General features: G+C 47.8%; 27 protein-coding genes. 10 read left to right on the top strand and 17 right to left on the bottom strand.

All coding sequences use genetic code 11. The features are described from left to right. Positions 1-76: 76 nt before the first annotated feature. Entirely contained in the window at positions 77-1285 is a 1209-nt protein-coding gene (locus B8987_RS10605) for a S1C family serine protease (RefSeq protein ID WP_020376121.1), read from the top strand. Between the two features lie 54 nt (positions 1286-1339). Here the strand turns inward: B8987_RS10605 and B8987_RS10600 are convergent, their stop codons facing one another. After that, positions 1340-1789 (bottom strand): GNAT family N-acetyltransferase, encoded by a 450-nt coding sequence (locus tag B8987_RS10600; RefSeq protein WP_020376120.1) that lies wholly within the window; start codon positions 1787-1789, stop codon positions 1340-1342. Between the two features lie 157 nt (positions 1790-1946). Here B8987_RS10600 and B8987_RS10595 point away from each other — a divergent pair, with 157 nt between their 5' ends. Further along, on the top strand, positions 1947-3359 hold the full coding sequence (locus B8987_RS10595) for an APC family permease (RefSeq protein WP_176213229.1): 1413 nt from the start codon (positions 1947-1949) through the stop codon (positions 3357-3359). 58 nt (positions 3360-3417) lie between these two features. Here B8987_RS10595 and B8987_RS10590 read toward each other — a convergent pair whose 3' ends face one another. Further along, on the bottom strand, positions 3418-4800 hold the full coding sequence (locus B8987_RS10590) for a purine-cytosine permease family protein (protein ID WP_242940661.1): 1383 nt from the start codon (positions 4798-4800) through the stop codon (positions 3418-3420). 307 nt (positions 4801-5107) lie between these two features. On the opposite strand from B8987_RS10590, the gene B8987_RS10585 reads away from it, so the two are divergent. The 5 genes from B8987_RS10585 (at position 5108) to minC (ending at position 9943) form a co-directional block, all read left to right on the top strand. Further along, complete coding sequence (locus tag B8987_RS10585) at positions 5108-6505, top strand: phosphomannomutase/phosphoglucomutase (protein WP_176213228.1); 1398 nt, start codon at positions 5108-5110, stop codon at positions 6503-6505. A gap of 211 nt (positions 6506-6716) precedes the next feature. Beyond that, on the top strand, positions 6717-8198 hold the full coding sequence (locus B8987_RS10580) for a type IV secretory system conjugative DNA transfer family protein (RefSeq protein WP_084661502.1): 1482 nt from the start codon (positions 6717-6719) through the stop codon (positions 8196-8198). Further along, positions 8195-8407 carry a hypothetical protein gene (locus tag B8987_RS10575; protein ID WP_084661501.1) on the top strand — a complete coding sequence of 71 codons (213 nt, stop codon included), beginning with the start codon at positions 8195-8197 and terminating at the stop codon, positions 8405-8407. Before B8987_RS10580 ends, B8987_RS10575 begins: the two co-directional genes overlap by 4 nt. Next, on the top strand, positions 8358-8966 hold the full coding sequence (locus B8987_RS10570; protein ID WP_176213227.1) for a hypothetical protein: 609 nt from the start codon (positions 8358-8360) through the stop codon (positions 8964-8966). The genes B8987_RS10575 and B8987_RS10570 overlap by 50 nt, the downstream gene beginning before the upstream one ends. Before the next feature lie 311 nt (positions 8967-9277). Next, on the top strand, positions 9278-9943 hold the full coding sequence (minC, locus tag B8987_RS10560) for a septum site-determining protein MinC (protein WP_084661498.1): 666 nt from the start codon (positions 9278-9280) through the stop codon (positions 9941-9943). Between the two features lie 33 nt (positions 9944-9976). Here minC and B8987_RS10555 read toward each other — a convergent pair whose 3' ends face one another. Further along, a complete protein-coding gene (locus B8987_RS10555) occupies positions 9977-10543 on the bottom strand; it encodes an NUDIX hydrolase (RefSeq protein ID WP_139793525.1) in 567 nt (188 codons plus the stop codon). Positions 10544-10631: 88 nt separating this feature from the next. Between B8987_RS10555 and B8987_RS10550 the strand changes: the two genes are divergently transcribed. Both B8987_RS10550 and B8987_RS10545 read left to right on the top strand, forming a co-directional pair. Next, a complete protein-coding gene (locus tag B8987_RS10550) occupies positions 10632-10925 on the top strand; it encodes a DUF2103 domain-containing protein (protein ID WP_020376111.1) in 294 nt (97 codons plus the stop codon). 62 nt (positions 10926-10987) lie between these two features. Beyond that, positions 10988-11443, top strand: a complete 456-nt coding sequence (locus B8987_RS10545; RefSeq protein WP_176213226.1) for a Fur family transcriptional regulator — start codon at positions 10988-10990, stop codon at positions 11441-11443. On the opposite strand, the gene B8987_RS10540 is transcribed toward B8987_RS10545, so the two are convergent. The 9 genes from B8987_RS10540 to B8987_RS10500 all read right to left on the bottom strand — a co-directional run bounded on the left by B8987_RS10540 (position 11430) and on the right by B8987_RS10500 (position 19361). Next, complete coding sequence (locus tag B8987_RS10540; RefSeq protein WP_020376109.1) at positions 11430-11870, bottom strand: threonine/serine exporter family protein; 441 nt, start codon at positions 11868-11870, stop codon at positions 11430-11432. The two genes, B8987_RS10545 and B8987_RS10540, sit on opposite strands and share 14 nt — an antisense overlap. After that, the gene (locus B8987_RS10535; protein ID WP_076006128.1) at positions 11867-12658 is read right to left on the bottom strand and encodes a threonine/serine exporter family protein; all 792 of its coding nucleotides are present in this window, start codon (positions 12656-12658) and stop codon (positions 11867-11869) included. The genes B8987_RS10540 and B8987_RS10535 overlap by 4 nt, the downstream gene beginning before the upstream one ends. Next, a complete protein-coding gene (locus B8987_RS10530; protein ID WP_084661495.1) occupies positions 12588-13055 on the bottom strand; it encodes a GtrA family protein in 468 nt (155 codons plus the stop codon). Before B8987_RS10530 ends, B8987_RS10535 begins: the two co-directional genes overlap by 71 nt. 11 nt (positions 13056-13066) lie before the next feature. Next, complete coding sequence (locus B8987_RS10525; RefSeq protein WP_020376106.1) at positions 13067-13816, bottom strand: polyprenol monophosphomannose synthase; 750 nt, start codon at positions 13814-13816, stop codon at positions 13067-13069. Positions 13817-13835: 19 nt separating this feature from the next. Beyond that, positions 13836-14996: a hypothetical protein gene (locus B8987_RS10520; RefSeq protein WP_020376105.1), complete on the bottom strand. Its 1161-nt coding sequence runs from the start codon at positions 14994-14996 to the stop codon at positions 13836-13838. Then, positions 14993-15874, bottom strand: a complete 882-nt coding sequence (locus B8987_RS10515; RefSeq protein ID WP_084661494.1) for a hypothetical protein — start codon at positions 15872-15874, stop codon at positions 14993-14995. The genes B8987_RS10520 and B8987_RS10515 overlap by 4 nt, the downstream gene beginning before the upstream one ends. Positions 15875-15945: 71 nt before the next feature. After that, on the bottom strand, positions 15946-16302 hold the full coding sequence (locus B8987_RS10510) for a c-type cytochrome (RefSeq protein ID WP_084661493.1): 357 nt from the start codon (positions 16300-16302) through the stop codon (positions 15946-15948). Then, the gene (locus tag B8987_RS10505) at positions 16302-18023 is read right to left on the bottom strand and encodes an outer membrane protein assembly factor BamB family protein (protein WP_084661492.1); all 1722 of its coding nucleotides are present in this window, start codon (positions 18021-18023) and stop codon (positions 16302-16304) included. Before B8987_RS10505 ends, B8987_RS10510 begins: the two co-directional genes overlap by 1 nt. A gap of 165 nt (positions 18024-18188) precedes the next feature. After that, positions 18189-19361: a CpaE/TadZ family protein gene (locus B8987_RS10500; protein ID WP_242940706.1), complete on the bottom strand. Its 1173-nt coding sequence runs from the start codon at positions 19359-19361 to the stop codon at positions 18189-18191. 211 nt (positions 19362-19572) lie between these two features. Here B8987_RS10500 and B8987_RS10495 point away from each other — a divergent pair, with 211 nt between their 5' ends. Then, positions 19573-20142 (top strand): TadE/TadG family type IV pilus assembly protein, encoded by a 570-nt coding sequence (locus B8987_RS10495; RefSeq protein WP_084661490.1) that lies wholly within the window; start codon positions 19573-19575, stop codon positions 20140-20142. Between the two features lie 10 nt (positions 20143-20152). Here the strand turns inward: B8987_RS10495 and B8987_RS10490 are convergent, their stop codons facing one another. The 5 genes from B8987_RS10490 to B8987_RS10470 are packed head-to-tail and all read right to left on the bottom strand — an operon-like array spanning position 20153 to position 24950. Continuing rightward, positions 20153-20479 carry a DUF192 domain-containing protein gene (locus B8987_RS10490; RefSeq protein WP_176213225.1) on the bottom strand — a complete coding sequence of 109 codons (327 nt, stop codon included), beginning with the start codon at positions 20477-20479 and terminating at the stop codon, positions 20153-20155. A 53-nt stretch (positions 20480-20532) separates the two neighbouring features. After that, positions 20533-21465, bottom strand: coding sequence for a type II secretion system F family protein (locus tag B8987_RS10485; RefSeq protein WP_084661488.1), 933 nt, complete (start codon positions 21463-21465; stop codon positions 20533-20535). Positions 21466-21497: 32 nt separating this feature from the next. Next, a complete protein-coding gene (locus tag B8987_RS10480; protein ID WP_084661487.1) occupies positions 21498-22415 on the bottom strand; it encodes a type II secretion system F family protein in 918 nt (305 codons plus the stop codon). Between the two features lie 7 nt (positions 22416-22422). Continuing rightward, complete coding sequence (locus B8987_RS10475) at positions 22423-23772, bottom strand: TadA family conjugal transfer-associated ATPase (RefSeq protein WP_020376096.1); 1350 nt, start codon at positions 23770-23772, stop codon at positions 22423-22425. Between the two features lie 38 nt (positions 23773-23810). Further along, complete coding sequence (locus B8987_RS10470) at positions 23811-24950, bottom strand: CpaE/TadZ family protein (RefSeq protein WP_084661486.1); 1140 nt, start codon at positions 24948-24950, stop codon at positions 23811-23813. Between the last annotated feature and the right edge of the window lie 4 nt (positions 24951-24954).

Below are 24954 nucleotides of genomic sequence, written 5' to 3'. Positions count from 1 at the left end.
TAACAAGTGCTGGATACACTACTCATGAAAAGACATCACTCGCGATCTTTACGGAACATGTGAAGGAGGAATGATCATGCGCCCTATCGCACGCACCTTGAGCGCTGCCGTGATTGGATTTGCTGTTGGTGCTGGGGCCGTGAGTGGCGGACTCATCGCTTATGATCATCTGAATCCGTCAAACGCCATCATTTCTAAATCCAAAGTCCAAACACCCTATGCCACGGTAGCCTCTTACACGCCACCCACATTACCTTTAGGGCCGGATACGATTTCCAATGTGGTCAAACGTGACGGGCCGGCCGTCGTCAAAATCGTCGCCACAGTGCCCCAGTCTGTATCGATTTCTTCATCACCCTTCTTTAATCCTTTTTTTGGATCCATTTTTGGGAATAACATCCCCATGACTCCGCAAACGGAGGTTCAAACAGATATTGGATCGGGATTCTTTATTAACAGCCGGGGGTATCTTCTGACCAACGACCATGTCATTCATGGGGCTACCAAAATTCAAGTTTATGTACCGGGATATTCCAAACCCTTTAACGCCACAAGAGTGGGGACAGATTATGCCACCGATCTCGCGGTGTTGAAAATTTCTGCTCCCAAACCGTTACCGTATCTGGTGTTAGGCAATTCAAACCAAACCCCTGTGGGTGCCTGGGCGATTGCCATTGGTAATCCCTATGATCTCAGTCATACGGTCACCGTAGGAGTGATTAGTGCTAAAGGGCGTCCCTTGACGATTGGCAACCGTCATTACCGAAACTTACTTCAAACCTCAGCCGCGATTAATCCTGGCAACAGCGGCGGACCCTTACTCAACTTAGCCGGACAGGTCGTGGGTATCAACACGGCGGTCTCAACGCAAGGACAAGGGATTGGCTTTGCCATTCCGACGTCAACCGTGGAAGAAATTTTGCCGCAACTGATGAAATATGGCCATGTCATTCGTCCTTGGCTCGGTGTCTTTATTGGCACAGATTCCAAGAGTTTGGCTCAACAATATGGCTTGCCCACCAGCACAGGCGTCGTGATTGCTTATGTGGAACCGAATAGCCCCGCGCAAAATGCAGGATTATACGCTGGGGAAGTCATTACGGCAGTCAATGGCCAATCCGTCACGTCGGCAAGTCAGCTCAAGAGCATTATTGATAAAACCCATGTCGGGCAACATATTACCATCACGGTTAATGATCAAGGACGCATTGTGACAAGAAATGTCACCATCGGCCAAGAACCTAATGGTCCGATTACCGAGCCTTCCACAGTTCCGAGCTTCTAAGTTGAACAAACACCGCTGCTAGAGAGGCAGCGGTGTTCATGTTATGGTTTATGCTTACAACGTCCGTTCCATTTCGAGCCGTGTGGTATGGTAACCTTCCCGCTCATAGAGATGAACCGCATCCGTGTTATCCGCTGTGACATACAGCCGTGCCGTGGTAATCCCTTGCTTACGAATAAAATCATGGGCGGCCTGCATCAAAAGCTTGCCGAATCCCCGCCTGCGGTAAGGTTCTCGTAAATATACTTGATCAATCGAACCGTAAGTCCCCTGTAAATCCATCCGCAATGCCACCCATACAAATCCCGCAAAGTCCAAGCCATCTTCTAAAACAAAAATGCCGTTTTCAAAAGGTCTACGCGCTGCTGCCCGAAGACGCTGAGCTTGGTCGGCCAAAAATGCCGGCGTACACACAAACTTCGGAAAATTAATTTTGTACAGGTCACATTGCGCATTTAGCACGTCGCGATAATCTTGTTGTGGACGATATGGTCGAATTTGCATACCTTCGCCTCTCTTCAGGTTCGATTTCATTTTATGAAACATTTCGTTCTTTCGGCAATAAAATCCTGCTGACTACTCTTCAAACGGGCTAGTGAGAAACCCGCGTTCTCATGTATGATGACAGTGTCTGTTCACTGCAGAATCGAGGTGCCAGTTGTTGAAAAATTTGTCATCATCAAGATTTCGTCAAGTCTTTCATTTAACGGATTTAACCTCCCTCTCGATCTCCAGCGTCGGTCCGTTATTTAGTATTGCAGCAGCGGGAGGCGTCATGATTGAGTTAGCCGGCTCGGACGTCATGTGGGCTATTCTCATCATTGCCATACCGTTATTAGCGAGTGCGTTTATCTTTCGGTTACTGAATCAACATTTTCCCAATGCTGGGGCATCCTATCATTGGGGAAGGCAAGTCATGGGCGCCCGTTACGCCCGGTTTCAAGCAATCGTGGTGATTGTCGCCTATTTTTCTTCCCTTCCTCCGATAGTCATGCCCGCCGCACAATACACTTGGGCCTTATTTTTTCCCAATCAGAATGCGCCGGTCTTAGCACTGTTTATGATCAGTGCCTTTTGGGTGACCTTTGCCATGATTCCTTTGCTAATGGGATCAAAACCGACCGCCCGATTTACTGAACTGTTTTTGGGTATTGAAGTATTCTCCCTAGTTATTTTAATGATCACAGCCCTATGGCGCTTTCCGCTCTTACATGTCAAGGTTTTCGCTGAACCCCATATTCCCTGGACCGGGATATTTATCGCCGCCGTGGTAGCCTCGACCATCATGGATGGCTGGGAAATTGATAGTTACGCGGCAGAAGAAGCCAAAGCACCCACTAAAGACCCCGGTTTATCGGGTATCTTGGGCGCGTTATTTGCTTTCGGAACCTACGCCATCCTTTTTCCGTTAATTTTGCACGAAACCCCCTTGCGTTTGATCTCAAATAGTCCCGATCCATTGAGCGCTTGGGCATTTCGCATATTTCCCTCTGCCCATTGGATTATTTTAATTCCCATTTTAGCCTCCACCGCTGGATCCCTGTGGCTGACCACCTATATTTTAAGCCGAGTTCTCTTTGCCTTGGGCCGCGACCGGTTACTGCCACAACATTTCACGCAGATGAATACCCGGAAATCTCCCTATCTCGCCATTATTCTCCCTTTAAGCCTCGCTCTGTTGATTGTCTCTTTGGAATTGTGGGTTCCCTCTCTCGACCATTTATTTCAAGTCGTCTTATCCTCGGCGGGATTTTTCCTGACGTTAGAATTCTTTTTAGATAGTTTAAGCGCCTCGTGGTTCCTAACCAAAATCCATCGTCACCAATGGCCGCATGCGGGTGATCACCAACATCTTCCCTTGCGCATACTCTCCTATTTGACATCGAGTCTCTTGTTCGGGCTGTTAGGACTCTTTCTTGTTCTAGCCCCGGGACTCATGGGGTCCAGTATTGACTGGATCGTGGGCGGAATTGTGCTGTTCGCTGGATTCTTTGCCCTACAACACCGTGGTACTCAACCGTTTTATGTGTTTGATCCGGCAGACTTCATCGAAGTCGAATCTCCGGACAAATAACGGTCAATAAACAAGGACCGAACCCTTCTCTGAGAGTTCGGTCCTTGTCAGTATCCGGTTAATCCCGTGCCGTACGCTGGCCTAAGAAGAAATAGACCAGGGCCGCCACAAAGAAACTCACGTAATAGGATATATCACCCATATGAGGATGATGGTAAGCAAAGCTTCCGACATATAAAGCCTGATTGAAAAAGGGAATAGAGACCACAATCGCAATAATCCACGCCCAAAGTCCTGAGCGGACAAACCGTCTAGGATCATAAAACAGACCCGTATGATAACGTTCTTTGCGGATTACAAAGAAGTCCACCAATACCACAGCTGTCCACGGCGCCAACCAATAGGCAAGCAAAAACAAGAAGTTTTCAAAATCCAAATAGTAAGACTTCCTGGCAATATAGGCTAAAATTGCCCCGATAATGCCGACTAAAATCGCCGCCATCCACCGTTTAACGGGAATATTAATAACCAAGGCCGACAACGAACCCGAATAAATATTTAACACATCAGCTGTGACGGTACCAATGATCACGGCAAATAGAGCCACGGGAACCATCCAATGCGGCTCAATCCCTGTTAATAAACTAATGGGGTTGGGACTAGAAGCCGCTTGCGGGAAAATTGTGGCGAGTGCCACACCCACTAATTCCAACCAGACCCCCGCAATGAAGTTGGCGGAAGCCGCATTAAAAAACACTTTTGACGGCTTCGTGTCCGCCGGTAAATACCGGGTATAGTCCGATCCAAAAACGGTCCAGCCTAACAAGTACGATAGAGCCAAACCGACAGCTTCAATAATGCCCCCACGAATTCCCGTATATTGCCCTAACGGGGATTTCGCATCAAAGGGCAAGGCATAATTAGCGTGAGCAAATGCAAAAATCGATACTCCAATAAATACTAAGGTTAAAATAATGGCCATAAACCGTTCGACAGCATGGATCATATTATATCCATAAACGGCTACAATCACCTGGACCAGCGCCATAATCACCAGGGCCACAACGAAATTGGTATGGAACAAGGCTTCAAACGCAAATGATCCCAATACCGTGTTGACAGCAAACCACATGACCCCCGCAACCGCATTGAGGGCGCCAGGAATGAAGTTTCCATAAAATCCAAAGGGCGCCCGCGAATGAACCATTTGCGGCACACCCAAACGGGGACCAAAGGTGGACACCAAACCCAATAAAATTACACCGAGAATATTCCCTAAAATCAGTCCAATGGCGGCTTGCTCAAAATTTAATCCAAAGAGCGCCACCGCCGCTGTTCCCGTAGTTAACGTGGCCAGTTCTACGTTAGCTCCAAACCACAAGGTGAAGACAGAGGACACGTGCCCGTGCCGTTCTGTTTCTTCAATGTGTTCAATCCCAATGGGCTCAATGCGAGCCACTTCATCACCATACTGGCTGGCTTTCTTGGTTGCCGCCATCATACACCTCCGCCCATAGTGTGGGACAATATAATCCGAACGATTCCGAAAAAATTTTATAAAAATGTTCGGAACCCGTCAACAAATTTGGTTAGTAGCACAAAAAAATATGCTGCCAGTTTATGTTAAAATTCTTATCTTGCCCTGGCGTAGACGCTCGCAAAGACAAGCGGTATGATGAAGCCCATGAGGTACATGATCTTGAAAGACGTGCACAATTCATCAGTTCATAAAAATCGTACGTCGTCGCCTTAAGAACAAGCCAAAGAGCAAAAAGAGACCAGAAACGAGAAAGGAAAGGATCGTGCGCATGTCATCAAGCATAAATCCCACCGTGTTTCGCGAATATGATATCCGCGGATTAGTGGACCAAGATTTTACCTTAGAAGGTGTGAGCCAATTAGGCAAGGCTTTTGGAACATATTTGTTAGATCATGGCGTATCTCAAGCGCTTCTGGGATGGGATTCTCGCAGTTCCTCTCCGGCATTTCGCGATGCCATGACCGAAGGGTTGTTGTCTACCGGTGTAGATGTGATTGATATTGGTCAGGTTACCACCCCCATTTTTTATTTTGCTCGCATCCATTTCAATATCGATGGCGGAGTCATGATTACCGCTTCGCACAACCCCGCTGAATATAATGGCTTTAAGTTAGCGTTAGGCCCTGCCACGATTTACGGGGAGGAAATTCAAAAAGTTCGGGCCATCTTAGAAAGCGGATCCTTTCACCAGGGAGCCGGTAAACGGACAACCGCCAATCCCGTGCCCGCTTATCTTGCCATGCTCCATGAAAAAATTCAGTTGGGCCCCAAAGCCCTCCATGTGATTGTTGACTGCGGGAATGGGACGCCGAGTCTTTTTGCGCGCGATGTCATGAAAGCCTTTGGTGTGGAAAATGCGGAATTCCTGTTTTGCGAGCCCGACCCCACTTTTCCCAATCATCATCCCGATCCCGTCGTAGCCAAGAATCTGCAAGATCTTATTGCACGAGTCAAAGAAACTGGGGCGGACTTGGGTGTGGCCTTTGATGGGGATGGAGACCGGATTGGGGTCGTGGATGATCAAGGAGAAATTATTTGGGGAGACCGTCTCATGGTCCTTTACTGGCGAGAGATCCTAGCCCGTCATCCGCGGGCAAAAGCCATTGTCGAAGTGAAGTGCTCCCAAACCTTGGTGGATGAAATCGTACGCTTAGGAGGCCAACCCGAATTCTTCAAGACGGGGCATTCACTGATTAAAGCCCGCATGCGAGAAATTGGCGCCGTCTTTACCGGGGAAATGTCAGGACATATGTTTTTCGCGGATGAGTATTATGGATTTGATGATGCCTTTTATGCAACCGGACGCCTTTTAAGGATCCTCTCACATTCCGATCGCCCGCTATCCCAATTACTCCAAGATGTCCCGATGAAGCCGTCAACTCCCGAAGTGCGCATTGATTGTCCCGATGATAAAAAGATGGAAGTCGTCAACGCGTTACGGAATGCCTATCAAAACCGAAGTGATGTATCGGTGATCGATGTCGATGGAGTCCGCGTGGTTTTCCCTTACGGCTGGGGATTGGTGCGAGCATCTAATACCCAACCCGCTTTAGTCGCCCGGGCAGAAGCCGATACGCCCGAACACTTACAGACGATCATTCACGATCTCGAACACGCCTTAACCTCATTCCCGTTTATCTCTCACATTGACTGGTCAGGCAACTAATCTTGGTCTTTACTCATTTCAAAGTCCCCCGTTGGCTTACGGGGGACTTTTTCTCTTTTCCAACGCATTGCGCGAATCATCATCTTCCCTATGACCAAATAATTTTTACTCTCACGACAACGACGATAATACCCGGGAAAACAGTTAAAAGAGAATAGAGGATTTCTCCTCTCTTTGTCGAATTTTGTCGACTTAAGGAGGTGTGGTCATCATGGGTTCTCGACTAAAATCGGTCTTGTCGGCATTATATTGGGTTGTCATAGGTTTTTGGAGTCTTATGGCTATTCTGGACGCTCTTTTCTCCCATCTGTTCGGCTATGCTCACTTTATTCATCCCTGGGATATGTTAATGATGGGCGTCATTTCGGTTCTGTTGCTTGCCATTAATGCTTCGCGGCGTAAATGGATGGCTTTAGCTTTTTTGGCCACATGGTGGATGGTGGACATCATCCCCAACGCTGTCCTGCTGTCTATTGCTGCCGGTTTTTTCTTATGGAAACACAGGGCCGATAAAAGTTCGCCGCAACAGGCCATCACGGTGGGTTATCGGCCGATAACGCATTGGCCCATTCAAATCCACAGTAGGGACCGGTTTATGCACATGCATATTATTGGGCCCACGGGTTCAGGCAAATCCTCAAGTATTTTAATGCCCTTAATTCGGCAAGATTTAGAAGCCAAGCGCGGTATCACGCTGATTGAACCGAAAGGAGATCTCAGTTATACCGCTTATCAAACCGCCCTGTCCTGTCATGCAACCTTGATTTATTTTGACCCGCACAAACCCAATTGTGCCCATTATAATCCCTTAAATGGGCCCGCCGATGTTGCGGCTGAAGGACTGTCCTGGGCGCTTAACCAAATTACCGAAGCGGGCCATCCCTTTTATGCTGTCACCTCTCGTGTCTTATTAATGTATAGCGTGATGGCGGTCAAAGAAGCCTTAGGCGACGCCGCCGACCTGCATCATGTTTTAGATTTTCTTCGCGCCGAATCTTTTCGAGAAGATGTTCTTGCCCAAACAGAAGATGTCCGGATCCTGGCCTATTTTCGCGAACAAATGAAACAAATTGGTGCCCGAACTGCCCAAGAACAGCGTCAAGGCTTACTGAACCGTTTAGAATTGCTTTTGGTTAACCCTGATGTGCGCCGGGTCCTATCTGGACCCGGTGATTTCGACTGGGATAGCGTGCTCAAAGACGACATTAGTGTCATTTGTCCTTTGTCGCTGGCCCGCTTAGGAGAGTCTGCCAAAGTTCTGGGAACACTTTTATGGCATGGATTAGCCATGGCCACTTATCGCCGGCTTAAAGCGAGCACAGTCCATCCCTACTTCCTGTATCTCGATGAGTTTCATCAATATGTCACACCAGATTTGGGGGATTATTTGGCTTTAGCCCGTGGTTATTCAGTCGGAATTATCTTGTCACATCAAGATCTTGGGCAGTTAACGCTTCCCCTCAAAGAAGCCTTATTGGCCAATGCCCGCCAGCGGATTATTTTCGGGGGGATTCACGCTGATGATGCCGCGATATTTTCTCGTCTGGCCCAGCCTTACGACTTGCCTCCCGATTTACGCTATCTTCCGAGGGGCACAGCTTATGCCCAGCTGACTCAAAATGGACGCTTACAGTCTCCAAAACGGCTCCAGCTATCTCATATTCCGCTGGCGGAAGAAAGAGTTCACCCATGACAAAGCCCGGGACAACACCGCCCGTCTCTTCTGTTAAAGAGCCCCTAACCTGGCAACGGGTGATTGAAAATACTGGCTATTTATCGTTCGAACAGGCCAAGCGTCATTTTGGGCTGGTTTTGATCAATGAAACAATTCCTCAAGACTTAATTGTCTTTCATGGTGCCCTCTGGCAACCAACCCACCCGGTTTCACCGCGGCGCCCATGAACGCCATAGGCAATTAGTGAGTGAAACGTATATCCGGTTATATCCGTGGATCGCGTCATGGCAATTTGCTGGTAGTTATTACCGTCTCTACCCGGATGCCGTCATCCAGCTACCCCTTTATCCTCATCCGGTGTTATTGGAAATGGATACGGGAAAAGAAACAGCCAAACAGTGGCGGACTAAATTAACAGCCTACCGTTTGGAAGCCGTAACCAATCCCCATTTTGCGCTCTGGATTATCGCCACCGGCGGCCCCCTTCGCTTAAAACGACTGCAGGCGTGGATCAGCCAATACCAATTACCATGCTCCTGGTACCTCTGTGGTATCGACGAGATAGAGTCCAATGTGCCTTACTGGTCCTCTGTTGCCTTTTCTGCCTCATCAGTCGAGCAACAGCCAAGGACAGTCAGACACCATTATTATCTTTTGTCGAATCATCAGCCCATAAGCCCACCTGAGGCGCAGATCAAGTTGGAACAGGGGTGGATTATTGGGGCTAAAGAAATTACAACGGACGGCATGATCTACTATCTTTCGCCTAAGCCCAAAGGATTTTAGGGATAGGATAAGAAATTCGCTGATGCTGACATTGTTCTCCCTGTCGAAAAATTATAGGATAAAGAGGCAGGATTTTGCCGAGTCAAAGTGGAATGTGATGATTATTGATCATTACCGGGCAAAGAATCCGGCTCTGACTCGGAACGTGTTGTCCAAAAACATGCATCATGACGAATCGTGCAAAATCGGTATACAAGACAGGAAAATACCCAGATCTTTTCGGAAATGGGACCGTTTCATTTGAACGTTAAATAATGATTTGCACGGTATTTTTGTTTATTTTTCTTATTTTTCTCATGGAGGGAAAATGTATGGAACTGAAGGGCGATCGCCGGGGACTTCATCTTTTAGCCACGGATTTAAGCAATGAGGACGGACTCGTGGATGATCTTGTCAAAACGTTAAATGCGCGTCATAAATTTCTCGGCACAGCGGCCATTTATTTGGAAGTCAATTTGCCCCTCACCCCTTCGTTGTTCCAGCGTGTCGCCGAAGTTTTTTCCATATTTCCCAATCTAACACTGAAAGGCATTATCCAAACCGATCCCTCCAGCGTGATTCCACTGGAAGCAAAAAAACCGCCGTCGCCGCCACTCATTGTGCGCCATACGGTTCGTTCTGGACAACAAATTATGCATCAAGGCGATATCATCGTGATTGGCGATGTCAATCCGGGCGCAACCATTATCGCATCGGGAGACGTCATGGTATTTGGATGGCTCCGGGGAACGGTATACGCAGGTCAACCGGGGGACCGGGCCCGGCATATTTATGCTCTCCGTTTGCAGCCAGCCCAAATTAAAATTGGCGATGTGATTGCGCTAGGCGATGGCCACGGCGAACAACCCGAATATGCCCATATTGAAGAGGGCACGGTTGTGGTCCAACGCTGGGATGATGTCCGCTTACCCGAAGTCGTGACCCAGGAATCCAAAAATCGGCGAATTGAGCGCCGCGCTTCGCATTTATCTCATTAACATCTGAAATTAGGACGACCCCGGCGTCATACGTCAAAGCGCCGGGGGTTTTGCATTTTCGAGCTGTTCCTGCCACAAAGTTTCAGCCATAAAATCCCTGATTGCCAGATGCGTCGACTGAAAATAGAGATGGTTCCACGGGATATCTGGCCATGCAAAAGGGTGCAGGGCGGAAAGCTCAGGACTGCCGGAGGATTTTACACCGCGGATTAATGGGGAACTAAACACGGCGGTAAAAGTGTTCGGACGATCTAAGTAAATCCCCATTAAGCGCAATGGTCCTGCCGAAAGATGTAGTTCTTCTTTCAGTTCCCGTAAACAGGCATCCCTTAAATCCTCTCCCGGTTCCACATACCCTCCAGGCATGATCCATTGTCCCCATCCCGGTTCCACAAGGCGTTTGGCTAAGTAGACGACATGCTTTGGCTCGTATAACAAGATGGCAACCGCCAACCGGGGATCCAGATAATGCACGCGGCCACATTGTTGACAGACTAAACGGGGTTTGTGATCGAGCCGCATCCACTGCAATACACCTTGACAGTAACTGCAATAATGGGGACGAATGATCCATCTCTCCTTTTCATGCTTTTGATGCAATTTTCCCACATCCGGGATATGATTCTTGATTTGGATTCACTGCACGAATTTGATACCATTGAGGGTATTAAGAAGGGCAGGATTTTATATGGCTAAATATCGACAATCCAAAGTGAAACGGCAGCACCACGTTCTTCGGGAACTGGAGCCTCACTTACGCTTTTTGTCGTCCCTCCCCTCGGTTGATGGTGTCATTCCCGGGACTATTAAACCCAAATCAGGCAGTCAGATGGGGTTGTCATTTCAGTACTTTACCCCAAGTGGGTTAAAATTAATCGGTCGTTCCAGTGGCGCCGCCCAAGAGATTTTTGTTATTAGCCAACAACCGGATCAAGTGTTAGAAGCCTTGCAACACCAAGGATTTCTCCCCAAGAAGGAATAGCCATATCTTCCTTGCCTTTTACTCAAAAAGCGAACATAATATTGAAAGATATGGAGGCCAGCATGGCAAATCACGAAGAATTGTTCCAAGAAACCTTGCGGGAGCGAGGATTCCGGGTAACTCCCGACCGTTTGCATGTCTACCGGTTACTGGAATCCAGTCCATTTCCTTTGCCCATATCGACGGTTGTTGAGGAAATCCAATCTACTGGCATCAACCAAACCACGGTTTACCGGATTCTTGAATTGTTTACAGCGATCGGTATCGTCCATCCTGTACTGATTGGCCATGGATCTGTCGGTTATGAATTGATTCCGCCGTTTCGCCACCACCATCACCATCTCGTCTGCGTCGGCTGTAATCAAGTCGTGGATTTAAATAACTGTCGTTTGGAACAACGCGTGGATGAAATTGTGGAACCTTATGGGTATAAGATTCTTTATCATGACTTGGAGATTCATGGGTTATGCCCGGACTGTCAAGCCAAAGAGAAGGACAATGCGCCTAATGAGAACTAAAGGGATGGCGGGGACGCAGTAATGGCCGTAAGAGGGCGGTTGCGAGCGCCAGGCCTAATGACAACGCCGCCGCTGAAAAAATTGCGGTAAGACCAAAACGTAGTCCTTGATTAAAATGGTTTTTGAGAAATGCCACCATACTTTCATAAACCATATAACCAGGCACAAAAGAAATAATTGCGGGCACCACAAAAATGGTTACCGGCTGCTTTTTCCACAATGCTGCGACTTCGGCCAAGCTGCCTACCACAAAAGCGCCGACGAAGTCTCCCAAAAGACCCGCCCCAGGGATGAGGCTCACCGTAAGCGAAGCCATCCAGGCTAAAGCCCCAATCACTCCCGCAATCCATAACAAGGACGTCCGCACCTGATACAAAAAGCCAAAGGCCATCGTGGTCAACGCCGCAAATAGGGCTTGTTGAATCACGGCCAGCGCCCTCCTAAGTGCAAATAAATATATAAAGGCAAACTCGCCCCTGCCGCCACCGCTCCGCCAATAAGCAAGGCTTCCAGCAAGCGGCTCACGGCTGACACTAAATCTCCCGTAATCCCATCACGCACCGCCGTCGTAAAGAGTAATCCCGGCGTCAAGACCATAATGCCACCGACAAGAATGGCCCCGGGTTGAAATGTATGAAAGCGGGCGAGAAATAAGGCAGGAAGTGTAGCTACGGCCGCCGACAATAAGTCACTCAGACTGCCAGGAATTTGGGTTTTGAACAAGGTGCGCCGGGTCAGCTGAGTTAGCCCACCACTGACCGCAGCGGGCAACACGTCAACCAAGTGCCCCCCCATTAACTGGCTAATAAGGCCCGCGGCTCCGGCCGCAAACAAAATACTCGACCAGGGTGGGTAAATCGCTCGTTGCTTGGCCTTTTCTAGTTGTTCACGAAATTCGTTGAGCGGAATCGGATTTTTCGCCACGTCCCGTGACAACTGGTTAATTTCCGCGACAACGGCCAAATTGACGGAACGCCGCCGCACCCGTTTCACGAGGCTACGGCCATCCGGCCCCGCCACGAATAATGCCGTCGGCATTGCCACGACGTCGACCGGCTCAATTCGGTAGGCCTGCGCCAGGCGCACCATCGTGTCTTCTACACGAGACACTTCAGCACCACTGGTTAGCATCGCGAGCCCCGCCTCAACGACGGCCTCCAGGGCGTCCAGGGGGGCTGGCTGGGGCCCCGGTAACCGGGTTGTTGACTTGGTCATGTGAGGATGAGCCCTCCCGTCCCCGAAAAACCCAGACATTCGATAAGATAAAGCCAATGATTGTTCCAAAAGGAATCGCAATTAAATCCGCCACAATATAATTCAGGTGTTGCAATAATAACAATTTGTAGATCGCTGTTTGAACAATTAACCCACCAGCCGATACCACATTGTACCGCATCAACCCAGCGAAATGGACCCGTGCTTTGAATGTAAACCACGCATTCAACACATAATTGCTAATAATGGACGCTTCTACGGCTATCACATAAGTCAAGGTTGCTTGTAACGGCCAAAGGTGGTGTAAAATCGTCAATACACCGAGATTGACGCCAACACCACTCACTCCTATGATGCCATATCGAAGCATCCGGTCAATTAACTGCCGATATTTCATTATCATAGAGCTTAACGCAGCCGTTCTCCCGCTGGATGATGCTCCCCTTCAAGACCACTTTGAATGCGTAACTTTCCCACCATCCATAACGCTTCCATAAAAATAGCGGGAGACATCTTGCTCTTGCCTTCCCGACGCTCTTCAAAAATAATCGGCATCTCCACAACCTTGAATCCTGCTTTAAGGGCCCGGTAGGTCATTTCAATTTGAAACCCATAACCCGTCGATTCAATGGTCTCTAGATTAATGGATTCCAGAACGCGCCGACTAAAGCATTTAAAACCTCCGGTTAAATCCTTCACGTTGACTCCCAGCACTAACCCCGCATAAAGTGATCCCCCGCGGGAAATCAGCTTGCGGTACCACGGCCACCGCGTAACGCCGCCTCCTTGAACATAACGCGAGCCTAAGACCACGTCGGCTTTTTCACGCAACATGGTCTCGATAAATTCGGGAAGGTAACGCGGGTTATGGGAAAAATCCGCGTCCATTTCGAACATATAGTCATATCCCTTGTTTAAACCAAATCGAAATCCCGTAAGATACGCCGTCGCCAAACCCAGCTTGCCTTGACGGTGAATCACTTCCACACGGTTGGGATAAACCGTTTTCAAGTGATCGGCTAATAATCCCGTGCCATCTGGAGACCCGTCATCAATAATCAAGACATCAAACATCTCACCTTGTTCGATGATCGAATCTACCAACGGTCCGAGATTTCCCAACTCATTGTAGGTGGGAAGAATCACTAAGGCATGCATGCATTAGCCTCCTTGAGTATTATGCAATCCAATGCCATGTTGCAAAGATCAAAAAGAATGTCACCTGCAACATGGGGAGAAGCCACTGAAAAAATCGATTCCAACTCTCATGCTTTGCTAGTATACCCAGCATCACAAAACCGGGAAACAATATCAGCACAAGCCTCGACATCGATAATAACGGACTTCTCCCGTGAATATCCGGTGCTGAAATATCAATCAGCAACAGGATACCCCAATATGCTAACCAGTCAACAGGAAACTTTCGCCGCCACGCGAAAATCCATAAAATCATAAAAATAAGCGCGGCACATAAATCTATCATACTGAGAATTGTGCTCGGCTGCAATGGACTACCGTGCCAAATGGTCTTTATTGCCAAAAATATTCCGACCCATGGCCAAGTGATTTGACGGCCCCAATAGGACTGCGCAGCGATAAATGCTAGCGGCGAGCCAAAATCCCGCCATTGGTAGATCATGAACGCTACAATCCCCGCTGGAACCAAAAGCACACTCCACAGGGATTTTTTAATGGTCCACCCATAACTTTGATAATAGGACCATAAAATCGGAATAACTGTAAATGCGCCTTCATTGCGGGTTAAAGCCGCTAACATGCCAAAGATTCCTGCAGCCCAAAATTTTTTACGGTAGGCCAACCAAAACACGGTCGTACTCAAAAACATGTAAAGGCCTTCGGTATACGCCGCCGACATAAAAAAAGCAGTGGGAAACATAATCGCAATCCACACCGCTCGTTTCGCCAAGTCCTCGCCGTAGAGATCGCGAACCAATCCGTAAAAGCTTATCGTAAAACCAATCAGTCCCAAATTCGATACGATCAAGGCGGTGACATAAACCGGGAGAAATGTCATCCAATGTAATATCGCCGTGAGAAGCGGATAGAGGGGGAAAAAGGCCAGAGCTTGAAACCAGTAACCGTGGATCGCAATACCTGTATACCATAAGCCATCCCACCGAATCCACATCAAAAGAATAGGATTGGTCGTGACGTTAAACGTGGGAGAATAGTACTTCCACGGTAGCCGGGCCAGTCCTATCCACCCCGCCACGATTAACGCTATACGGCTAAATACTAAGATTTGAAACAGCTCTTTAGCCGACTCTTTGTCGGGCCACCAAGCCTCTTTCCATCCCTGAAACCGATTAAGAATCATACAGATGCCGCTTGCAGTCCATGATTAATATAATGGACCAAAATACTCCCCGCCCATTCCACCTGAATGGGAATTTGTAATGTATCAGCAATTTGGGATGCTGTTTGTTCATTCAACCCAAAGCGCATTTTAGAAACGCCCCAGGCACGGGCTTCCAGCCACAAATAATCAAGAAGTTGACGAATATAATGGCCATGGCTCCGAAAATATTTAATATCAATCGCATCCGTGTTGCGCACCCGGTAGAGCGCTAAAGAGTCCACCGTCAACCGTCCATCTTGAGGGGCCACCGCAACGCCGCCCACTTCAAATTGATTCTCTAAATCTTGCGGTTCAAGGGAACTCGGAATATGTAGATCATTCTCGGCCCATAGGGGATTCGTCACTTGATCCATAAATTCTCGAATACGTTCTTTATCCACCGCCCAGGCTGGTCCCGCTTCGAGGGGAGGAACATCAGGAGCTTGAAATCCTTCAAAGGTTCCCACGACCCATTTTTCCACCGGTTTAAACTCGGATTCCTCCTGCAAGACAGTAGCCCACAATTGGTCGTTTTCACTGGCCAGCGCCCGTACGACATGAGCACCCAATTTTCGCGCTTCTTCGAGTTGGAAGGATGCAAAGTCTTTTAATGTCTCCCGATCCTGATTGGGGGATGCCAGTCTGACATGACCAAGATATGCCTCGTGCCTTTTCGGCAACGTAATGACTGCTGTCCCGACAATTGCATCATGATCATCAATTGCTAAATACAAACCACCTTGCGTGAGACTGAGAAGTGTACTCACTTCCTTCAGTAAACCCTCATCTTGAATACTCCGTAAAAACTCTTCAACCTTCGCCTGATCCTCTAATGAGGCACGGACATACCTTAACAAACGTGGCCCTCCCTTTCACACCATGTCCCCATTGTAGCGTTACACTGCATGGACTTCAACTAGCAAGCCTTTTATGATGGGCCACGGTTTAACCTTTGAATATATAATACTAAATCGCGCGTTTCGTCAGGATTCAAAGTCCCCGGGGCACTTGCGGGCATGCGTTGTTGAATAAACGTGCCTAAGGCTTGTGATGTCGGATATTTTTGTAAGACACGCCCGTCGCTCAAATTAGGCGCTCCTCCTGATCCATCTCCACCCGGACCATGGCATGTTGCGCATAAATTCGCAAACAGCACTCTGCCCGCCTGCTCTTGACTCACTTGCTGCGCTTTGATGACCAGATCTCGTGTGGTCAGCATATAGCTCCCTATCCCCACCATCAGTGCCGCAAAGGCTAAAGCCGTTATTTTTTGCGTGATGTTCATTAATTGCAGCCTCCCGTAATCGTTTGGTGTGCGGCGCTGGGTGTAAGATGGTCAGAAAACCCACTAGATAGCCAATGCAAATACAAATTTAAATACTTCATTGTCCGGCTTGACGAGGATAATCGGTTTCCCCCCATTGCAGCGATGCAATGATTAATTTGTCCATCTAACGTTCTCACGTGACCATTTCTTACGAGAGGAAATGCCGAAGCGGCGCCAATCAGTGTCGGAATAATGTGCCCCCTAGCATACGTCGTGGTCGTGCCTTGATCCACATGACAGGAGTTGCAAGTTAGACCCCGGGATGACAACGCGGGGCTCATAAAAATTTTTTCTCCTTGCAATATATCAGCTCCCAACGCGCCGGAAGGTACAGCTAAACTGACGAAAGCATTTTTGTTAGAGTCCATCAAGGTGGTTAAGGGTATCGCTAACATTTGCCCATTTTGATTCGGTTGATACAGGGTTTTTCCGACAATTAAGGGATAGTCGGCAGCAAAAGCTCCAGCTAGATAGCGCGCGGCAATTTCCTTGCCAGTTGTACTATTTAAAACATAGAACATTCCCATCGTATCTCCCACAAAGAGGTGATGATCAAAGATGGCAGGTGATTCGGCAATGGGGGCTGCGGCCTTAAACGACCAATCCAGATGACCGGTTCGGGCATTAAATGCATATTCTTTATGGGTAATCGGCGAGCCAATAAAAACCGTACCATGATCCATCACGGGAGCCGAAACTTCAATGTTGGTGGGCAACAATCCCCCACCTAAACGCCTTTTCCACAGTAAGCGCCCATCTTGACTGTCAAAAGCAAATAATACCGAACGCGGGTGGTGCCACGTGCCCGCCGTCCCCTCTAAAAAGAGCCGGTGATGCCACAGGGCCAAAGAACAGTCATCCGATCCAGCAAAGACTGCTGGCACAGGTGTTTTCCATTGAATCCGGTGCGTTTGGATATTGACCGCATACAAGGCATAGGGATGAGCCCCAGAGATATAGAGAAAATGCCCATCTAGCACCGGAGAAGACATACTGACATATGATCCAATATTCACCGTCCATAACAAGGTGCCGGACTTGGCGTTAAAGGCATAGACCTTGCCATTTCCATTGGCGACATAAAGAGTGCCTTGGTGGTAAACAAACGTGGGCATATTTTCTCCCGGCGTGTTATATTTCCAGATTACCTGGCCTGTTAGGCTGTTAAGGGCATAAATGGCATTAGGCCCGGTTCCGCGAATAATATGACGCGTATGCAAATGATTGACAAGGGCTTGCTCCTTGGGATTAAATCCTTGCGTGCCACTGCCTACGAACACCATACCATGAGCGACAACGGGCGTCGTCATCGACATATTATTAAGCTGAGTCGTCCATAATTTTTGCCCGGTTTGGGCATCCACCGCATAAATTAAATCGTTATGGCGATAGGCCAAATTACCGCCGTCTCCTGAAATATAGACAATGCCATTCGCGATAGAAGCCTGCTGCAATGGTTCTTTAGCCGTAAAAGTCCAGTTAGCCGTCCAATTTTTCACATTTGCCGTTTCGTACACCGCGTTATTGCGAGAATTCATTGCATATTTGGTAAAGGACTGGGGACCGATATTTGTCGTCGGTTTGGGCGGCACGTCCTGCGCCTTAGCTATAGCGTATCCTACACCGGATGCGATAATTATTGCTATAATTCCTATTCCCCAGTATCCTCTTTGGCTCATGCCATTCGCTCCTCTTCCATTGTGTCATGATTTTGGGCACACTCACATTATTGTGCACTGTAACATAATTCTTCATAACATGACATGTTTCATCACAATGAATAGAGCGTAGGCAGAAATAAGGCGGAAAGAGAATAGAAAATAGTCCGGACATCCGGAACACGGTTAATCAGGTTTTCGCAGTAATCGGGAAAAGAAGGGAAGTCTGCCCGGTTTTTTGGCGACTGTACGTTGACGGCCTTCCGTTTCTTGAACAATATCATTCGCAATATTTTGGATGGCTCGCGCCAACGCCGACTCCGGAAACTGTAACATGAGCGGCTGTCCTTCATTGGCTGCGCGGACGGGATAGGCGCCATCACTGGGTAATTGATAACTGACGGCACTTTGGAGCACCTGGGCAATATCGGTGGTTTCGACTCCTGTTTTCGATCCGCTACGGTTGAGAACAATCCGCACTTTGTCCTTAGCGTAATGAAACCCGTCGTAAAAAACCTGAAGCGCTTGTCCAACTGTGCGCAACGTTACCACATCCGGAGTACAAACCGTTAAAATCGTATCAGAAAAATCAAAAGCCGCGACATTAATATCGGTGTAACCCGGTGCGGTGTCAACAACCACGTAGGCATGAGTTTCGCGTAATAATTGCAGAACTTGCACAATGTGATCGGCCCGAATATCGTCCGCTTCTTCGGGATTATTGGGTGCGGCCAAAATGTACACATTATTGGCCACGCGTTTGAGCGCCCGTTTCACCATATCCGCTTCAATGTGGGTTGTTCCCTTAACCAAATCATATAAGGTCACTAGGGGCGCGTCCCCGACCATGGGCGCCACATCCCCAAATTGAATGTCCAAATCCACGATGGCGACAGGTTGACGACTGGCTTTGGCGAGGGCAATAGCTAAGTTCACACTCAGTGTTGTCTTGCCAACGCCCCCTTTAGACGAAAACACCACAATAACACGCCCATCATGGTGCACTTCCCCTTCGAGTGGCGTGGCCACCCGTGACAAAATGGCTGCTAAATCTTGCTGCCAACTGTCGAGGCTGATAAAGTCTTTGGCTTTAATCGCCAAAGCACGGCGGGCAGCTCCAGCATCCGTCGGAGAAGCTAGTACAACAATCGGATAGGGGAGGCTCGCAATTTGTTCGAAAAGCCCTACATTTTGTATTAACAGCTCATCGTCGATGAGTAGGACACCCGGATTTTCTGTAGCGCATTCATCCAGTGCTTGTCGCAAGTCGGTCGAGCTGCCATCCAGTACGGCCCCGGGAATATTCTTCACCGCCCCTACCAATTTGGCACGCAGTCCCTCCTGACTTGCCACATACACTGTGAACAATACTTATCCCCCCTATCACCAAAACTCCTGATTTATTCTACTGAATACTACACAATTATGGGAGATAATTCTTTTTATCCCAAGGAAATTATTTACATAGAAACAATTCGTTCGTACACTATATTTAATTCCATAAATATTAACGCATTTTGATTGTCATTCCACTAGCACCGTTTCCTAAGAATAGGAGATTGCAATTTACATGAAAAAGTCGTGGAAGCGTATCGGCCATGATCATCAAGGTCAGGCTCTTGTCGAATTTGCACTCGTGGCACCTCTCTTACTGCTGTTTCTATTTGCCATAATCCAAATGGGTTTTATCTTTAGCGGCTTTATTTCCATTGAACAAGGTGCTCGTGCTGGCGTCCGGGCAGCATCTTTAGGCGAGAACTCGACACAAATCGGCTGTGCGATTTATAGTCAAATCAACTCTGGATTGTTTCCCAATAACGCCGTGGTAAAGTGGACAGCAAATTTTTATAGTAGTAACGCAAATTCATCTTCACCGGCATCATCTTCTAACTCTTCCTCATCTTCATCTTCATCTTCATCTTCATCTTCATCTTCATCGCCCTCACCATCTCCCTCTACATCTTTACCTACCGTCGAAGTTAACGTATCAACATCATATCCTTTATTAATTAAATTACCAGGGTTTGGATCATCAGTGTTGATGAATCAGCACTACACAATGATTCAGGAAGGGGGAAATTCCACAGCTACGGAATCAGGATCGTTTTCAAAGACACTGCCACCTTCGTCATGTTCCTAAGTCTCTCTCGTTAGTGCACCTTCATGACATCCAAAGAATCATTGACCGAAATTTGTTGAGCGACGCTCTCCGGCAGTTCCAGTACCCAATATGTTCCCCGGACTACCGGACCAATCGTCCATGGTCTAAGCACAACACAACGCAGTACCACAAAATCCTTGTTTAAATAAACCACACACAAGGGGTACCGCATAAAAAACATATGCACCGAATTTGTATGTGGAAATAACATCCCATGACCTATTGCGAGTGATGTAGTACCCATAAGGCCTTTGAATCTCTGCCAGAATGATCGGGCCACAATCACGTGAGAACCGATAACTTCCCCACTACGCATATTACTTATGGAAACCTCTCGTGAAAGAAAAATATTCTTGTCCATTCTCATGCTTATCCATGAAAGAGATGAACAATTGAGAGCATCGCTGGACCTAAAATCACAACGAAAATAGCTGGGAAAATGAAGAAGACCATCGGGAAAATGATTTTCACCGGTATCAACGCGGCTTTTTCCCTGGCCTGTGCTGCGCGTGCCTCTTTAATGTCACGGGCTTGGACCCGTAAGGCTCCTGCTATTCCGCTCCCCGTTCTATCAGATTGTGCAACAAGACCAGCAAAACGCTTCAGTTCACGGGATTTGGTGCGTTCCGCCAACGCAGCCAACGCTTCAGCGCGTGTCATCCCTAACTGAATATCTGACATCACCCGGGTAAACTCTTCTTTGGCAGGCCCATTATCGATATTCGTGACCAATTTGCGCATGGCCGCATCAAATGCTAATCCCGCTTCAACACTCACACTCAGTAAATCAAAAACTTCAGGTAACGAGCGTTCTAAGGCCTTTAAACGATTTTGAGCTTGTGTATTAACCCGAACGCCCATGAAAACATAGCCTAACCCCGCCATACCTAAGGGAATCGCAATCTGTTGCCACTGCGGCGCACCAGAATTTAACCTCACTAAAAAAATACCCAACGCTAATAATAATCCCGATATTGCTAACCGGTACAACGCAAAGATTTCCGGACTTAGCTTACTTCCAGCCTGTCTAAGACGTCTGGCTAATTCATTTCGTACTTTTGCAGGGGTCAGTGCACGGGATATCGTGGAAAACATCTTGCGCATTATAGGAGCGATAACGCGTTGAACAAAAGGAACTTCAAGCTCATCCGCAGGCGGTTTTCTCACTAATTGATATGATTGCAGACGTTCATTTAATGTTTTCTGCCGATTAGCCACCCGTAAATCCCGAACCCATAAGGAGATCGTAACTACAGCTAATGCTAATAATGCAGCGATTGTCACGTTTAACCAAAACAGCATGCCAACTCGACTCCTAACTCGTCTATTGTGGATTAGAGCTCTGGTGAACGAACAAGCCGGTTAATCACGAAGCCCCCCACCGCTACTGACACTGCAGCTGAACCCAGCATAATCAGTCCCGTGGTTGTATGAAATAGAGGATCCATATAGGCCGGATCCAAGAACCATATGGCTAATCCTAGGATAAACGGTAATGCCGTCAATACCCATCCGCTCATCCTCCCCTGAGCCGTTAATGCCCGCACTTCTTGAGCCAGTCGTTGACGGGCTACAATAGTTTGCACGATATTTTCGAGAATGTCCGCCAAAGATCCGCCAATTTCACGTTGGATATTGATTACCATCACCGCTAACGCCAAATCCTTCGATGGAATGCGGGTGGTCAACTCATTCAAAGTTTGTTCAAGGCTAAATCCAAAGGATTCTCGTCGAAGAACTCGGGAAATTTCTGAGCCTAACGGATCAGGCGTTTCTTTAGCCACCAAGGCCATGGCTTGAGTTAAGGACGTACCGGCTCGTAAAGCTCCGGATATGCCCCGCAAAAAATCCGGTAAGCTTTGTTCCGCAAGATGCAAATACCGTTGTTTCATAAGCCGGAAATAGAGAAGCATCCCGCCTACACCAATTAGCCCTAATATCGCTGCGCCAATTGGTCCTCGAACAATAAAACCAATAAGAGCGGGAACGGCAAAAGCTCCAACAAGGAAAATAATATATTCGCTCATTCGCAATTTCAGTGCTGCAGCATTTTGCCCTTGGCTCCATGTATTGCGGATTGCCGAAAACAAATCAAAAGGGCTATGTTTATTCGGCGTCGATACGCCGATCGATCCCATGGCATAGAGACGTCTTTGAGTAATGTGATATGCTCGAGTCGAACGATATCCCACGACAATCAACAAGACTGCTAAAGGCCATGTTACAGCTAGCCACAACGTCAGAGCTGTCATGACTCTATCACACCCCCATCCCAAATATGCTCGGCGATAAATCGACACCTTGGGAACGAATGCGGTCGTAATTCTTCGGTCGAATGCCATTGGCCCGGAACACGCCCACCACGCGCCCGTCCTCATCCACCCCGGTTTGATCGAATTGGAAAAGATCTTGCGTCGTGATAATCCCACTTTCCATTCCCACGACTTCGGTTATCCGAATAATCCGGCGAGATCCATCTAGAAGCCGTGCTTGTTGAATAATGAGATCAATAGCAGAGGCCACCTGTGTCCTGATGGCTGTCAGAGGCAAATCCGCGCCAGCCATAAGCACCATGGTTTCAATACGGGCAAGACAATCCCGAGGACTATTAGCGTGAACAGTCGTCAAACTTCCCTCATGACCTGTATTCATCGCTTGCAACATATCTAAAGCCTCACCGCCTCGAACCTCACCGACAATAATGCGGTCAGGACGCATACGCAAAGCATTGCGAACAAGATCTCGAATCGTGATTCCTCCACGTCCCTCAATATTGGCCGGGCGAGCTTCCAATGTCACTTTGTGGTCTTGCTGTAACTGAAGTTCCGCCGCGTCTTCAATCGTGACAATGCGCTCGGATTCAGGAATAAACGCTGATAACGCATTCAATGTTGTGGTTTTACCAGAACCAGTTCCACCAGATACCACGATATTTAATTTGCCATGCACAGCGGCTTGAATAAATTCGGCCATTTCGCTCGATAACGTGCCCATCTGGACCAACTGGGACAGAACAAAGGGGTCCTTGGAAAATTTTCGAATCGTGATCGAATCGCCTGATACGGCGAGAGGCCGTAAAATCGCATTGAGCCGGGATCCGTCAGGAAGCCTTGCATCCACCATTGGACTTGACTCATCAACGCGCCGGCCCGTAAACGATAACATTTTTTCTAATACCGAACGTAGGTGAGCTTCATCGCGAAAAGTCACATCCGTTTTAATCAATGATCCATGGCGTTCAATATAGACTCGCGACGGCCCATTAATCATAATTTCGGAGATGTCTGGGTCATCTAACAGCGCTTGGATGGGACCATAACCTAAAATTTCATCGACCAAAATTCTGACCAACGCATCTTTTTCTAAAGGCGAAATGTCCTTGTCAGCTTCAACAATGTTTAAAATAATGCCCCGTAACTCATCGCGCGATAGTTTCTCCGGATCCATCACCTGAGTCAATAATGCGTCTTGTACACGGCTTTTGAGTGCAAGAAAATTTGTTCCTAAGTAATCAAATTCTCCCGTTTTATTATTTTGTGTGGTTTTTATTGCTTTAAAGGCTTGTGAAGCCCCTGAAGACATTCCATTAATCCGGTTGCGTAGTGACATCTTCTCTTACTCCTTTTACCAACAAAGCCACTCTCATCTCACAACACATCTTTGCGAACCGTTCTACGGCTCGCGCCTTCAAATTCTTCCAGTAGAGTCTTCGCAATATTTTCAATGGATATTGCAAGAGGATTAGATGGATCGACAACGACCAAAGGTTTCCCCGTGTTAGCGGACCGAACAGGTGTCACTCCTCCACTCGGCATCCAATAAGATACGGGAATTGGTAATACCTGACTAATTTGATCAGATGTCATACCAGTACCTGCCCGGTTGATTACCACGCGAATCCTACCTTGTTCTGGATATAATGTTTGCAATACTTTTAGTGATCGGGCTACGTTACGCAAAGTGATCATTTCTGGCGTTGCTACCATCATTAAGACATCGACAAGATCCATAGCCGACAAATTTTGATCAGACAAGGCAGCCGATAAATCACACACGGTAAAAACATGAGTTGCCTTAAGATGCTGAAGTATATCCTTGACGTGATGTGATTCCACTAAGTCCGCATATTGCGGATGCAAAGGTGCCAATAGCAAATTTAACGGCAATCCATCGACAGCTATGAGTGAACGCGACAACTTGTCTTCCTCAACCTCTTTTGGTGAACCTTCAACAAGTTCACGAATCGTCACATCTGGACTATCGTGAACCATTGGACCTATGTCGCCAAATTGTAAATCTAAGTCGACCAACGCGGTCGGTCGTTCAGATAAAAGCGCTAAACTCCAAGCCAGATTGACTGCCAACGTTGTCTTCCCGACTCCTCCCTTGGCTGAATATACCCCAATAATGCGATGTAAAGACATAGGATGTTCTTCCGATTTATTCAAGGATTTCAACAACGGAGGTAACAAAGAAGGGATAGCCTCCTGCGTTATCACATCGGCCGCATGAATAGCTAGGGCCCGACGAGTAGACTCTACGCTCGGCGTATGAATGATTAAAATCAAAGGAAACGGCTCACGGGCCAGACGATCTTGAAGGCCCCAACTGTCACTCAAGAGACTTTCATCAACAATCATTGCATCCACCGGTTCAACGCTGGCAATATCCACTGCTTCCCGGATGCTTTCCGTAGAGCCCGCGATATTAACGAACGACAGTTGTCGCAACATAAAATCGATCGATTCCATAACAGGAGAAATCGCGGCCACGAGTACGCTGACCATCACC

Source organism: Sulfobacillus thermosulfidooxidans DSM 9293 (genome assembly GCF_900176145.1).
In the GTDB taxonomy this organism is placed as follows: Bacteria; Bacillota; Sulfobacillia; order Sulfobacillales; family Sulfobacillaceae; genus Sulfobacillus; species Sulfobacillus thermosulfidooxidans.
The sequence above is the reverse complement of the archived record's forward strand: the minus strand, read 5'-3'. Positions and strand labels throughout refer to the sequence as shown.

What these genes read in the sequence shown, in the direction of transcription:
- B8987_RS10605 (WP_020376121.1), top strand. Translation starts at nt 77, where the DNA reads ATGCGCCCTATCGCACGCACCTTGAGCGCTGCCGTGATTGGATTTGCT.
- B8987_RS10600 (WP_020376120.1), bottom strand. Translation starts at nt 1,789, where the DNA reads ATGCAAATTCGACCATATCGTCCACAACAAGATTATCGCGACGTGCTA.
- B8987_RS10590 (WP_242940661.1), bottom strand. Translation starts at nt 4,800, where the DNA reads ATGATGGCGGCAACCAAGAAAGCCAGCCAGTATGGTGATGAAGTGGCT.
- B8987_RS10585 (WP_176213228.1), top strand. Translation starts at nt 5,108, where the DNA reads ATGTCATCAAGCATAAATCCCACCGTGTTTCGCGAATATGATATCCGC.
- B8987_RS10580 (WP_084661502.1), top strand. Translation starts at nt 6,717, where the DNA reads ATGGGTTCTCGACTAAAATCGGTCTTGTCGGCATTATATTGGGTTGTC.
- B8987_RS10575 (WP_084661501.1), top strand. Translation starts at nt 8,195, where the DNA reads ATGACAAAGCCCGGGACAACACCGCCCGTCTCTTCTGTTAAAGAGCCC.
- B8987_RS10570 (WP_176213227.1), top strand. Translation starts at nt 8,358, where the DNA reads ATGGTGCCCTCTGGCAACCAACCCACCCGGTTTCACCGCGGCGCCCAT.
- minC (WP_084661498.1), top strand. Translation starts at nt 9,278, where the DNA reads ATGGAACTGAAGGGCGATCGCCGGGGACTTCATCTTTTAGCCACGGAT.
- B8987_RS10550 (WP_020376111.1), top strand. Translation starts at nt 10,632, where the DNA reads ATGGCTAAATATCGACAATCCAAAGTGAAACGGCAGCACCACGTTCTT.
- B8987_RS10545 (WP_176213226.1), top strand. Translation starts at nt 10,988, where the DNA reads ATGGCAAATCACGAAGAATTGTTCCAAGAAACCTTGCGGGAGCGAGGA.
- B8987_RS10535 (WP_076006128.1), bottom strand. Translation starts at nt 12,658, where the DNA reads ATGACCAAGTCAACAACCCGGTTACCGGGGCCCCAGCCAGCCCCCCTG.
- B8987_RS10530 (WP_084661495.1), bottom strand. Translation starts at nt 13,055, where the DNA reads ATGAAATATCGGCAGTTAATTGACCGGATGCTTCGATATGGCATCATA.
- B8987_RS10525 (WP_020376106.1), bottom strand. Translation starts at nt 13,816, where the DNA reads ATGCATGCCTTAGTGATTCTTCCCACCTACAATGAGTTGGGAAATCTC.
- B8987_RS10520 (WP_020376105.1), bottom strand. Translation starts at nt 14,996, where the DNA reads ATGATTCTTAATCGGTTTCAGGGATGGAAAGAGGCTTGGTGGCCCGAC.
- B8987_RS10510 (WP_084661493.1), bottom strand. Translation starts at nt 16,302, where the DNA reads ATGAACATCACGCAAAAAATAACGGCTTTAGCCTTTGCGGCACTGATG.
- B8987_RS10505 (WP_084661492.1), bottom strand. Translation starts at nt 18,023, where the DNA reads ATGAGCCAAAGAGGATACTGGGGAATAGGAATTATAGCAATAATTATC.
- B8987_RS10495 (WP_084661490.1), top strand. Translation starts at nt 19,573, where the DNA reads ATGAAAAAGTCGTGGAAGCGTATCGGCCATGATCATCAAGGTCAGGCT.
- B8987_RS10490 (WP_176213225.1), bottom strand. Translation starts at nt 20,479, where the DNA reads ATGCGTAGTGGGGAAGTTATCGGTTCTCACGTGATTGTGGCCCGATCA.
- B8987_RS10485 (WP_084661488.1), bottom strand. Translation starts at nt 21,465, where the DNA reads ATGCTGTTTTGGTTAAACGTGACAATCGCTGCATTATTAGCATTAGCT.
- B8987_RS10480 (WP_084661487.1), bottom strand. Translation starts at nt 22,415, where the DNA reads ATGACAGCTCTGACGTTGTGGCTAGCTGTAACATGGCCTTTAGCAGTC.
- B8987_RS10475 (WP_020376096.1), bottom strand. Translation starts at nt 23,772, where the DNA reads ATGTCACTACGCAACCGGATTAATGGAATGTCTTCAGGGGCTTCACAA.
- B8987_RS10470 (WP_084661486.1), bottom strand. Translation starts at nt 24,950, where the DNA reads ATGGTCAGCGTACTCGTGGCCGCGATTTCTCCTGTTATGGAATCGATC.